At 45.2% G+C, this 12069-nt stretch carries 11 protein-coding genes, 1 tRNA gene and 1 other RNA gene; 3 read left to right on the forward strand and 10 right to left on the reverse strand.

Annotated features, from left to right (window positions below):
- Window positions 1–684 (forward strand): type IX secretion system outer membrane channel protein PorV (porV, locus tag ACRBG0_RS02325; RefSeq protein WP_431485319.1); only part of this gene is annotated, 684 nt, incomplete at its 5' end.
- Between the two features lie 110 nt (window positions 685–794).
- Here porV and rnpB read toward each other — a convergent pair.
- The 7 genes from rnpB to ACRBG0_RS02360 all read right to left on the reverse strand — a co-directional run bounded on the left by rnpB (window position 795) and on the right by ACRBG0_RS02360 (window position 4484).
- An RNA gene (gene rnpB, locus ACRBG0_RS02330) (RNase P RNA component class A) lies at window positions 795–1208 on the reverse strand.
- Window positions 1209–1254: 46 nt separating this feature from the next.
- Window positions 1255–2364 carry an App1 family protein gene (locus ACRBG0_RS02335; RefSeq protein ID WP_431485320.1) on the reverse strand — a complete coding sequence of 370 codons (1110 nt, stop codon included), beginning with the start codon at window positions 2362–2364 and terminating at the stop codon, window positions 1255–1257.
- A 24-nt stretch (window positions 2365–2388) separates the two neighbouring features.
- Window positions 2389–3345, reverse strand: a complete 957-nt coding sequence (gene ftsY, locus ACRBG0_RS02340) for a signal recognition particle-docking protein FtsY (RefSeq protein ID WP_431485321.1) — start codon at window positions 3343–3345, stop codon at window positions 2389–2391.
- 188 nt (window positions 3346–3533) lie between these two features.
- Window positions 3534–3707, reverse strand: a complete 174-nt coding sequence (locus tag ACRBG0_RS02345) for a DUF4295 family protein (RefSeq protein ID WP_431485322.1) — start codon at window positions 3705–3707, stop codon at window positions 3534–3536.
- Window positions 3708–3853: 146 nt separating this feature from the next.
- The gene (gene rpmG, locus ACRBG0_RS02350) at window positions 3854–4042 is read right to left on the reverse strand and encodes a 50S ribosomal protein L33 (RefSeq protein WP_367390349.1); all 189 of its coding nucleotides are present in this window, start codon (window positions 4040–4042) and stop codon (window positions 3854–3856) included.
- Between the two features lie 27 nt (window positions 4043–4069).
- Complete coding sequence (gene rpmB / locus ACRBG0_RS02355; protein ID WP_020538684.1) at window positions 4070–4318, reverse strand: 50S ribosomal protein L28; 249 nt, start codon at window positions 4316–4318, stop codon at window positions 4070–4072.
- A 92-nt stretch (window positions 4319–4410) separates the two neighbouring features.
- Window positions 4411–4484 (reverse strand) — tRNA-Arg (locus ACRBG0_RS02360).
- Between the two features lie 527 nt (window positions 4485–5011).
- Between ACRBG0_RS02360 and ACRBG0_RS02365 the strand changes: the two genes are divergently transcribed.
- Together ACRBG0_RS02365 and ACRBG0_RS02370 are read left to right on the forward strand one after the other, a co-directional pair.
- A complete protein-coding gene (locus ACRBG0_RS02365; RefSeq protein WP_431485344.1) occupies window positions 5012–5620 on the forward strand; it encodes an HAD family hydrolase in 609 nt (202 codons plus the stop codon).
- A gap of 15 nt (window positions 5621–5635) precedes the next feature.
- A complete protein-coding gene (locus ACRBG0_RS02370) occupies window positions 5636–6823 on the forward strand; it encodes an esterase (RefSeq protein WP_431485323.1) in 1188 nt (395 codons plus the stop codon).
- 310 nt (window positions 6824–7133) lie between these two features.
- Here the strand turns inward: ACRBG0_RS02370 and glgP are convergent, their stop codons facing one another.
- From glgP to ACRBG0_RS02385, 3 genes are all read right to left on the reverse strand, one after another.
- Entirely contained in the window at window positions 7134–9692 is a 2559-nt protein-coding gene (glgP, locus tag ACRBG0_RS02375; RefSeq protein ID WP_431485324.1) for an alpha-glucan family phosphorylase, read from the reverse strand.
- A 760-nt stretch (window positions 9693–10452) separates the two neighbouring features.
- The gene (locus tag ACRBG0_RS02380) at window positions 10453–11292 is read right to left on the reverse strand and encodes an alpha/beta hydrolase family protein (RefSeq protein ID WP_431485325.1); all 840 of its coding nucleotides are present in this window, start codon (window positions 11290–11292) and stop codon (window positions 10453–10455) included.
- Window positions 11293–11460: 168 nt separating this feature from the next.
- Window positions 11461–12045, reverse strand: coding sequence for an FKBP-type peptidyl-prolyl cis-trans isomerase (locus tag ACRBG0_RS02385; RefSeq protein ID WP_431485345.1), 585 nt, complete (start codon window positions 12043–12045; stop codon window positions 11461–11463).
- Window positions 12046–12069 lie beyond the last annotated feature (24 nt).

Here is a 12069-nt window from a genome sequence, read left to right on the forward strand (position 1 = left end):
GGTTTGACAGGTAAGTTCATTTATTCGAATTTGGCTGCTGGTCAGCAGTTGGATGGTGGAGACGTTATTGAGGCAGGTATTGCCGGTGCGGCAGATGTATCTTTCACTTACCAAACAGAGTTAAAATCCAGTTCACTGGAAGATAGCGAACTGACGATTGGTCTTGCTTTGACCAATATTGGTTCCAAGATTACCTATACACGTAATATCGATCGTGATTTCCTTCCTGCTAACTTTGGATTAGGAGCAGCATGGGTAATGGCTTTTGATGAATTTAATACCCTGACCATTGCGGCAGATGTAAATAAACTGATGGTTCCTACACCTTGTCAGGGCCCTGATTGTGCGACGGATACCCGCTTGGAGCAATCTCCTGTGAGTGCTATGTTCAGCAGCTTTGGCGATGCACCAGAAGGTTTCAGTGAAGAGCTGAGAGAGTTTGTCTATAGTATTGGTTTGGAATACTGGTACGATCAGCAATTTGCTGTCCGGGCAGGCTATTTCAATGAGCATATCCAGAAAGGAGGACGTAAGTATCTGACCCTCGGTATGGGCTTGAAATACAATATTTTCGGTTTGAACTTTAGCTACCTGGTACCGACGACCAACCAGCGTAACCCATTGGATAACACCTTGCGCTTTAGCTTGTTGTTTGACTTTGGTGCTTTTGAGCCTGGAAGTTAATGAGGCCAGACCTCATTAGGTACTTGGGGAGAGGGTAAAGGATTACCTTGTCTCACGTTAAACAAAAAGGATTCTTGTCAGAGGACAAGAATCCTTTTTGTAATTTTTAAAACCGGTGTACGATCATAAGCCGGATTCTGTGCAGTGCACGTGGCACTGCCCCGTCATTTATCTACCCGAATCATCACTGATCCGATCTATCTGCCTACCCCCCAGCCAGCAAGCGAGTAGCTTGTAGCCTTCTCCGAAGATCAGACAGGCTGGTGTACATGGCATTTCAATCCGCAAGGTTTGTCACCATCCGATATTACTACCAAACGGCGTGCGCTCTTACTTTAAGGGCCTAGACCCCGCACGTTTTCACCCTTACCGACTCCTGAGAGCAGGCGGTATATTTTCTGTGACACTTTCTGTAGACCAGAGATTCCTCTCTGACCTCCCACCTCTTAAGTGGTGCGGTACTCTGTATTGTCCGGACTTTCCTCTTTTCGCGCTAAGCGAACAGCGACGGGGTCACGTACAACCGGAGCGCAAAGGTAAGGGGAATTACTTATTTCTGCGCAGAAATTTTTATAGTGCTATAACAGGATTGAATTGTTCGAATGTAGCCAAAGAAAGCAATTGGTGTTGTGACGCGTGACGGGCGGCATCTTCATAGGAGTTGACCAAGAGGGTAGGGGTGTCTGGGATCGAAGAAAGTATCTCTTGTACGCGTGTAGCCCTTTGTTGGCTGCGAACATCCCGGATATAGATCGCTTTGATTCTACCTGGGTAAGCAAGAGCGACAGCGTGATAAATATCCGTATCTTTTTCGCCACTGTCACCTATCAATACGAAAGGAAGTTGTGGGTAGAGTTCAAGGATACGAATGATTTGTTCGTGTTTGTGCCCACGGTAATTGGCAGGTTTTTTTTCGTAAGGCAAACCGAAATCACGCAGCATGATTGGGCCACGAGGAAGTTGATTAAGATCAAGAAATTCTTCTAATAAATCGTAGAGGTTCCAAGGGCTATTGGAGACATAGAAAAATGGATTGTACTCTTCTCCTTTGGCACCCCGCCGTAATGCTTGGTAGAAGGCCGCAACCCTGGAGAAGGCTTGACGGGAGAAAGCGTTTTTTAAGATAGTCAGGTAAATCATCCGCCACTTTAGCCAACTGGTGACGTAGGTTTTCAGAACGGTATCGTCAATATCACTAATGATACCAAAAGATGCGGCAGAGCCAGGGATCAGTATTTCTGCTTTCTGTTCCTGATTTATTGCCTTTCCAGGAATACTAAGTAGCTCAACAGTGGCCTTTTGCCAGAAGGGAGGATGTACAGGTGGGGGAGGTAACGTGTCTTTTAAATAGGTGTCGAGGGTGTAGTAGCCTTCTGCATCAGTATGTAAGGTAAACGATTGCCCACCAAAACGAACACAAACTTTTGCACCACCTATTTCACGGGAGTTGAACCTTTTGACGGTATTACTGAAGTTTCTCCAAGTGGTGTCCGTTTTATTTTTTCGGATAAATTTATCTCGTAAAACACGCCCACTTACGAAAAGATAGTTGCGATTACCAAACCCACGGTAGGAATGAACAGTAATTGGCTGACGGCTTCCCAATCCTAGCCATGATCTTAATCTTCCGACATTGCGGCTTATGAATTTGGACCAGCGATGTAATCGGGAAGAAGCCATATGGAACAAAGGTGTCAGGCCATGCTATGCTTCGAAAATAGAGTCAACAAAAGCCCTTTTATTGAAAATTTGCAAATGGTGAATTCCTTCACCTACGCCGATATATTTAATAGGTACCTTGAATTGGTCAGAGATGCCAATAGCGACGCCTCCTTTTGCTGTTCCGTCGAGTTTCGTAAGTGCTAATGCAGAAACCTCTGTCGCTTTGGTGAAATGGACAGCTTGCTCAATGGCATTTTGCCCGGTGGTGGCATCCAGTACTAACAATACTTCGTGGGGGGCACCATCTAGCCTTTTGCTAATGCTATTACGAATTTTGCTAAGCTCTTTCATCAGATTGAACTTGGTATGTAATCGTCCGGCTGTATCAATGATAGCAACATCACATTTGTTCTGGATGGCGTAGTTGACAGTCTCAAAGGCTACGGCTGCGGGGTCTGTATTCATACCTTTGCTGTAAAAATCGCAGCCAACGCGTTCTGACCATATTTTGAGTTGGTCAACGGCTGCCGCACGGAAGGTATCTCCAGCGCCCATTACGACTTTAAGACCTTGGGACTGATATTGGTGGGCAAGCTTTCCAATAGTGGTGGTTTTACCTACGCCATTGACCCCTACGACCATAATAATAGTGGGGCGATGCTCACTGGGAAGGGTATAGCCTTCCAGGTCGGTAGTGTTGTTTTCTGCTAAAAGCTGAACGATTTCATCACGGAGTATTTCATTCAACTCGCTGGTGTTGAGGTATTTGTCACGAGCAACGCGTGCTTCAATACGTTCAATTATTTTAACGGTGGTATCAAGGCCAACGTCGGAGGATATGAGAATACTCTCCAGTTCATCAAGGACCTCTTCATCTACTGTCGTTTTTCCGGCAATGGCTTTACCCAATTTACCCAGAAAGTTAGATTTGGTTTTCTCTAAACCTTTATCGAGATCCTCTTTTTTCTCTTTATTGAAGAACTTGGAAAAAAAACTCATAGTCAAAATTTATTTTAGCCTGATTACATTGGCCAAGATAGTAAACAGCAGCAACCTCGTGTAGGTTGTGTGCTCCAAGATCGGGAAAGAATTCCTGATGGTGAATACATATACACAAAATACAAAAAGGCTTTCCCTGGGCAAACGCCGAGAAAAGCCTTTTAGGATGGAATCACTAAAGAAAGCGACTATTTCTTTGCAAGAAATTCGTCTACTTTGTCTTTGTGTACCATTACTTGCTTGTAAGTGTACTTACCCGTTTCAGGGTTTTTAATACTCTGTACAACCTTAACGAAGTCACGACCAGAACCGGCGTTAGCGGCACGCTGGGCAACCCGTGCGTTTTTCGATACTTTAGCCATTGTTGCTTATTTTTCGAAATGAATAATTTGATACAGCACAAAAATGAAAGGAGTCTTCGATTGAAAACCTCAAAGAAGGCTCGGTTTGCTTTTTGCGCAATACTTAATCGTAATAATACGGAAAATCATACACAAGGTCAAGAACCTTATTTGATTTCGCGGTGTACTGTCATACGCTTAAGTACTGGGTTGTACTTCTTCAACTCCAGGCGATCAGGGGTATTCTTACGGTTCTTCTGTGTTACGTAACGAGAAGTACCTGGCATACCACTGGTCTTATGTTCGGTGCATTCCAGAATAATCTGAATGCGATTACCTTTACTTTTCTTTGCCATGATGGGATAGCTTAATAAATGAGCAAATTACAATCTAATGCCTGTATCAACACCTTTGCGCTCTAACTTCTTCAAGTAAGCGAGCAAACCTAATTTGTTGATATTGCGCATCGCAGAAGTAGATACCGTTAAGGTAACCCAGCGGTCGAGTTCCTGAATATAGAAGCGCTTCTTCTGGATATTAGGAACAAAACGACGCTTCGTTTTGCGGTTCGAGTGGGATACGTTGTTTCCCGAAATAGGGCGCTTTCCAGTCAGTTGACAAACCTTAGACATACGTCATCCGTATTTTTTCCAATTAGGGAATGAATCCCATCGGAATGTAAAAAAAATATTCCCGAGCAAAAAGCCCGGGAATAATTTGGAAGTGACTCCGGAAGGATTCGAACCTTCGACCGCTTGATTCGTAGTCAAGTACTCTATCCAGCTGAGCTACGGAGCCATTGTTTTTCGCTTCATCTCCCGAAGCGGCTGCAAAGATAAGTAGATTTATAAATAGAAAAAATATTTGGCGAAAAAAGTTCCAACAAAAATGATTTTTCTTGTTTTTCTACTGCTATTCAGGCCATTGCCTCTTTGCATAATTACCATTTCGGCGCGAAAATAAGTATTGATTACAATATTCAATAAAAATACCACCACTAATGGTAAAAATAACACCGTCTTTTTTCAGGAGCAGGTTTTACCTTTATATTATCCTTCTCTGACAATTTTTGTGGTCAAGCTAAAGCAAAAAACGTAAGTGACTGATAAGGAACGTGATTTTTGTTTTTGATTGACTCTAAACACAAAAAATGTCAGAGAATCTATATTGTAAGGTGTCTGCGCGCCCAAAAAGTATTCTTGATAAAGAATAACTAGTGGAACAGGGACGCTTGAAGCATCTTACCCCAAAATCCTGATGCTAGCCATTAGGAGCTCTTTAAACGCTACAAAATATCAACTATCAACCATTAAAACCATCGAACTATCAAACCAATAACCACTATTATCTTTGACCTTGGCGGAGTGCTCATCGACTGGAACCCGCGCTACCTTTATCGTAAGCTACTTGACAACGAAGCAGAAATTGAGCACTTTTTAACGCATATCGCGACTTCTGATTGGAATGAAGCCCAAGACGCTGGTCGGCCTCTCGAAGAGGGCACAGCGCTATTAGTAGATACTCATCCGGAATATGAACAATTGATCCGCGCCTTTTATGGTCGCTGGCCGGAAATGCTAGGCGGATCTATTGCTGGAACGGTAGATATCTTGACTCAATTGAAAAAAGAAGGGAAATATGACCTCTTTGCACTCACCAACTGGTCGGGCGAAACCTGGCCGATAGCACTCAAGGAATACGACTTCCTATCCTGGTTTCAGGGGGTGCTGGTTTCAGGGGAGGAAAAGATGCGCAAGCCGGCTCCTGCATTTTATCAATTGCTGGAAGAGCGCTTCCCCTTGAAGCTATCTACCTCCTTATTTATTGATGATAATTTGCGCAATGTGGAAGCAGCCAGAGCATTGGGGTTGCGGAGTATTCACTTTCAATCGCCGGAGCAGCTGCGTGGGGAATTGATTAAGCTTGAGATATAGAATCAAAATAATATCATGAAAAAGTTTTTCTTGTTAAGCACTTTGTTTATTACTTTTTGGGGTGCAAATGCCTATGGACAGCAGTGGGGCCCTGGCGTTACTTCGCCCGAAATTCATGAAGATAACTCAGTGACGTTTTGGCTGCTAGCTCCCGATGCTGATTCTGTTTTTGTGATAGGCGATTTTCTGCCAACGGTTAAGGTATCAAGCCCAATGGGTGAGGTGGATGGACCAGGGAAAGTACCTCTTCAGCAAGATGAATATGGGAGGTGGTCTTACCGGACAGATCCCTTGTCAGCTGAATTGTATAGTTACGCTTTTGTTGTAAATGGACTGACGATCATAGACCCGGCGAATTCATTTGTAAATAGAGACATAGCTACTCTTTCTAGTATCTTTGTAATAAGTGAAGGGGAAGCTGATTTGTACACAATTAATGATGTCCCGCACGGTACGGTAAGTCGCCAGTGGTATGAGTCACCCGGTTTAAATATCGATCGCCGGATGACGGTCTATACACCGCCAGGTTATGAATCTTCGGGCAGGAAATACCCTGTGCTCTATCTTTTGCATGGCGCAGGAGGAGATGAGGAAGCATGGATGTCCCTGGGACGTACGGCTCAAATAATGGACAATCTCTTGGCTCAAGGGAAAATCAAGCCCATGATTGTCGTGATGCCCAATGGAAACGTTATTCAGGACGCTGCGCCGGGAGAGGGTAACAAGGGCTTTTATAAGCCCCAATTTATGGTTCCGAAAACAATGGATGGAACCTACGAAATGAATTTCATGGATATCGTTCGTTTTGTGGAAAATAACTATCGTGTATTTACGGATAAAGCCAACCGCGCTGTTGCTGGCTTGTCGATGGGTGGGTTTCATGCCTTGCATCTATCGAGGTATTATCCCAATACCTTTGATTACGTCGGGTTATTCTCCGCAGCTATATTGAATGGTAACGACGCCAACGGGAAAGTATATGCTGATATAGATGGGACGCTTACAGCTCAAATGGAGAATGGCTATAAGCTGTATTGGATGGGGATTGGTAAAACAGACTTTCTTTATAAGGTCAATCAGGATTTTCGGAGAAAACTGGATGGAATAGGCATGGAGTATGTTTATGTAGAAACAGAGGGTGGCCATATTTGGCGAAATTGGCGTGTTTATCTGTCTCAGTTTGTACCGCTACTGTTTCAGTAATACTTCGGAGTAATATTTTTTTTGAAAAAAAACAGTATTGGTTAGTAACGTTCTCTCCAGCGCTGGTATCAACAAGCGAATTACACCTAAAACTTAGTTGTCCCTGACACTGCTTTTAATCCCAATTACTCAATAATAGCACTATCTACACTTCTTATAATCAAGTGTTTGTTTGACAAAAATAGTAGCGGCCATCCCAAATGCTTGGAATGGCCGCTTTTTTAAGTCAGGAGTCGAAGGTGGGAGGTCGGAAATAGCGGCGCTTCGTTAGCTCCAAGAGCAACCATCTAACCACCAACCATCAACCTGCCTACACCCAGTGCACCAAATTCAAGCCCTGGCGATTGGCCAAGAGCGGATGGTGAGGGTAGATCCGGAAGCCGAATTCGTAAACACCAGCGAGTTTAGGGTCAATAGCAACGGAATAGGTCGCCTGACCATGTCCTTTGTCTTTCAGCTCCAGCTGGGCTACGCGTACCAGGTCAAGGTCGTTTTCGTTCACACGCTTGAAGAAAACAAGCTCCACACCTACATATTCAGCGGCCAAGCTTCCCAAGCCTACCGTGATCGTAGCTTCCATCTTTTGCCCAATAGGTAGCGGATGATTAGAAGCATCAAAGGTGTCTACATTTACCGTATGTACTTTTGCCCAATGCTGGCGAACGTGCTCTTTCCAGGTTGCCAGTTCTTTGGCTGGACGGAAATTATCTTCCCTAACAGTATCAATGGCTTTGAAAAGCTTGTTGTAAAAGCGTTCGTAGTAGTGGTGCAACATGCGCTGCATCGTAAAGAACGGCGCTACTTCCGAGATGATATTCTTTACATAACTAACCCAACGAGGAGAAATACCCTCTTCGTTGAAGTCGAAGTAAGTAGGAATGATTTCCGTTTCCAGGATGTTGTAGATGTTTTCAGCATCCAGTTCATTCTGTAGGCTTTGGTCCTCGTAGGTGCGCTCCAGTGAGAGTGCCCAGCCTGAATCCGGACGGTAGCCTTCGGCCCACCAACCATCAAGTACACTGAAGTTTACAACGCCGTTCATCGCAGCTTTCATACCACTCGTACCCGAAGCCTCCAAGGGGCGGGTAGGGGTATTCAGCCAGATGTCAACGCCCTGAACAAGCAGCTTGGCCATCTCCATGTTGTAGTCTTCCAGGAAGATAACTTTACCTACAAATTCATCACGCTTACTGATATCGATAATGTGGCGGATCAAATCCTGGCCACCGCCATCAGCAGGGTGAGCCTTGCCAGCAAAAAGGAAAATAACTGGTCGGTCTTGGCTGTTCACCAGCTCACGCAAACGCTCTACATTCGAGAACATAAGGTGCGCGCGCTTGTACGTCGCAAAACGACGAGCAAAACCTAGTACCAATGCATCCTCCCGAATGTTGTTGATCACCTGGAAGATAGCCCGTGGTGATTGTCCACGGCGGGTCAGGTCCGACTTTATTTTTTCTTTCACATATTCCAAAAGGCGCGACTTCAATCCACGGCGGGTAGCCATGATTTCGGTATCGGGCACCTTGTGGATCTTACGCCAGTGATCATGGTTGTACTGATCGCGTAGGAATTTTTCACCGAAAGTCTTCGTGTATATCTGGTGCCATTCATTGGCAATCCAGGTAGGGTAGTGGACAGAGTTGGTAACGTAACCAATGTGTAATTCATCAGAGGTGTAGCCAGGGAAGAGTTTGGTAAACATCTTCTGCGATACCGTACCGTGCAATTTACTTACCCCATTTACTTCCTGAGAAAGACGAATGGCCAGGTGGCTCATGTTGAAATCTTCCGCAGCATCTGGATTAACACGGCCTAGCGCCATAAAGTCGCGCCACGAAATACCCAGGTCACTGGTAAAGTGGTGCAGGTATTGCTGGATCATGTGCTCCGGGAAATGATCGTGCCCGGCAGGTACAGGAGTATGAGTCGTAAACAAAGAAGAAGCCCGCACAACCTCTGCCGCCTGAGCGTAACTTAGGTTGTTGTTATTAATCAAGTGCTTCAAACGCTCCAAGCTGAGGAAAGAAGCATGGCCTTCATTCAGGTGGTAGATGTCTGGTTGTAGGCCCAAAGCTTGGACCGCGCGGATGCCACCAATACCCAAAAGAATCTCCTGCTTGAGGCGATGTTCGTTGTCACCACCATACAATTGGTGCGTCAAAGAACGGTCTTCCCAGCTGTTTTCTTCCAGGTCAGTATCGAGCAGGTAAAGATCAATACGCCCTACTTTAAGAAGCCACAATTTAGCTTGCACGGCGCGACCTTTCAAGTCAACAGTAATACGAATCCAATCTCCATTGTCATTGCGAACGGGCGAAACAGGGAGTTTGGTGAATTCCTGCGGAGGGAAATTGTGAATTTGGTCACCATTTAGCGACAAAGCTTGCTTGAAGTAGCCATAACGGTACAGCAAACCCACCGCAAATAAGTTAGAGTTATCGTCACTAGCTTCTTTGAGGTAATCACCAGCCAGTACGCCCAATCCACCAGAATAGAGACGTAAACTGATGTGTAAACCATACTCCATGCTAAAGTAAGCTACCTGCGATTGCCCCTTTTGCTTAGGTGTATTCAGGTAAGCTTTGAATTTCTTCTCTACCTTTTTTAGACGAGCAAGAAATGCTTTGTCTTCAGCCAGTGCTTGCGATTGTTCCAGGCTCAGCTGGTCCAATAGCGCAACAGGGTTATAGTTCAAGGCTTTTAGAGCCTCGCTATCAATACTATGGAAAAGCTCAATGGCGTCCTCGTTCCAGGACCACCAGAGGTTGTTTGAAAGTTCACGCAATGGTTCTAATACTGCGGGAAGTTGGGACTCAATAAAAATGCGTTTAAGCTTAAATTGAGCATCATTTAGTTGACCGATCATAAATGCTATTTTTGAACATTCGGGCAAAGGTAAGCATCCCCGAGCATTCCCTGATAGTTGAATGTTGTATTTTTTACACTAAGGGGTCAGGGAAGAATAAGTTATCCATTTCAGACTAGCGATTATTAGTGTTGAACCAGGCGCGCAGAACGAGCATAGTCAAAGTTACACAAGTGATAAGCAACGAAGTTCAGCGCCGAAAGATCAGCATTAAAGGGAGGAGGTTGTTTTTCGCCGACCCCTAAATGGCATCCCCCCGGCCTAGCGGCGGGGCCGGGCTATACGTTTTTACCTGCGGTACCACTGCTATCCCTGGCTGTGCTCGCTCCGCTGCGCCGGGCTTCGCTCCTTCGTCGCTACGCATGGGCTTTATGAGGTGCGGTGGTGCGAACGTATACACATTTACACTTACTCAGCCCTTACACCTTAGTTTCAGTGCGGTGGTGCGATACGAGAAGTAACCAACATTTACACCCTATACACCTAGGCTGTACAATGTGACCTGTTTGGGCTGAGACGTATTTAGGCTTTTAATTCATGACCCACCCCAACCCCTTCCTAGCCAGGTGAGGGGCTTTTGAATCACTTGTTTTTGATAATCAACGCTTTATGAATTTAAGTTTTCCCTCCATTGCAAGGGAGGGAGTTAGAGGGTGGGTCGTGAACATAAGCCTAAAGTCGTCACTTGTCTTTAACCCCAGGTTGTACATCCTACCCTTACACTTTTCTAACCCTTACCCCTTGTTTCAGTGCAACGTCTTTAGGGAATCCACGAGATAATTTGCTGGATGACCTCTTGGGGCTGTTTTGCCCAGTTGAAATGATTGTATGGATTGGCGTTTTTGGGGTTATCCCTCAATTCCAAGTGGCTACGCTCAGCCGTTGGTGCAAATTTATCGACAAGGTTGTCTATTGCTTTTCGTGGCGCCATCTCATCACCCGGGATGGAAATCGCAAGACTGGGCGTTTCCATTTTCGCCAACGCAGCTTCATAATCAAAAGGGCTGCCTGCCAAGCGGTATTTGCCATAAAGGCCATTGTAGCACCAGTCGTGCATCACTTTACGGGCCTCGCGGCCACCGAAGCCAATCACTTTGCCAGGAAAATAACCAACGATCTTGCTTAATGGATGAAACAGCTTGGCCGCCAGCCAAACCCGCCAGGCGCCTTTTTTCTCCCAGCCTTCATAATATACCGAGCAAGAGGCGATGAGGATCAAACCTTGTATCAACCCTGGGTAGCGAGCCGCACATAAACTAGCAATTTGCCCTCCTAAGCTATGACCTACGATGTAAACGGGCATCACCGAAAACCAGTTTTCTGTATGGTCTAGTAATTCACTTAGGTCTTCAACCAGCTCTTCGTACCCGAAGTCGATGGTTCTTCCAGCACGTAAATTGGATTGTCCTTGTCCTCTCCAATCAATGGTAATCACATGAAACGCTTGCTCGGACAGTGCCTGCGCAAAATCGCGGTAATACGAGGCACGTACGCCCATTGCTGGCAAGCAGATGATTATCGCTTTAGCTGTTTTAGCGGATTTGGAAACACTGGCTTTATTGCTGCTACCGTCTCGGTAATAAATAGACCTGGTTTCCATAAAGAAGAACAATTTGGTGTGAAAACACAAAGAGGAGTCATCTCGAATTTTGATTGTCGTTAAAATCCGAGATGATCAACAACAAAACTTATCGTTAAAAACGAAACCCTGTGATTTCTGTTAGTGAAATCATAGGGTTTCGTACAAAAAGGTCAGGTAAACCTCACATTAGTTAATCTTGATCAATTCTACTTCGAAGATCAAAGTAGAGAAAGGCTTGATTTTCTCTCCTGCAGCCTGCTCTCCATAACCTAGGTTGTAAGGAATGTAGAACTTGTATTTAGCGCCGGTAGACATTAATTGCAACCCTTCTGTCCATCCTTTGATCACTTGGTTTAAACCAAAAGAAGCAGGTGTTCCTCGGTTTACAGAACTGTCAAATACAGTGCCGTCAATCAAAGTGCCGTGGTAGTGTACCGTCACGTTGCTGGTAGCACTAGGCTTGGCGCCAGATCCTGGGTTGAGTACTTCGTACTGTAGCCCACTTTCTGTAGTTGCGACATCGCCTCGTAAACCATTTTCTTTGAGGAAAGCTTCACCAGCTTCTTTGTTTTCAGCAAACTGAGCGGCTTGTTTTGCTTGCATATAAGACTGTACATTGGCGTTGGCCTGCGGTACATCAATTTTCAAGTCCTGATCTGTAAGGACATCTTGAATGGCGGCAGCCATGCTGCTCGCATCAAGGCCATCAAATCCCTGGCTCTTAAGGTTTTGGGCAACCAGTACGCCCAGGCTGTAGCTAAGAGAATCCATATTGGTTTTTTCTTCTTGTGCTTG

The sequence above is a fragment of the Lewinella sp. genome (assembly GCF_050633125.1).
GTDB lineage: Bacteria > Bacteroidota > Bacteroidia > Chitinophagales > Saprospiraceae > Lewinella.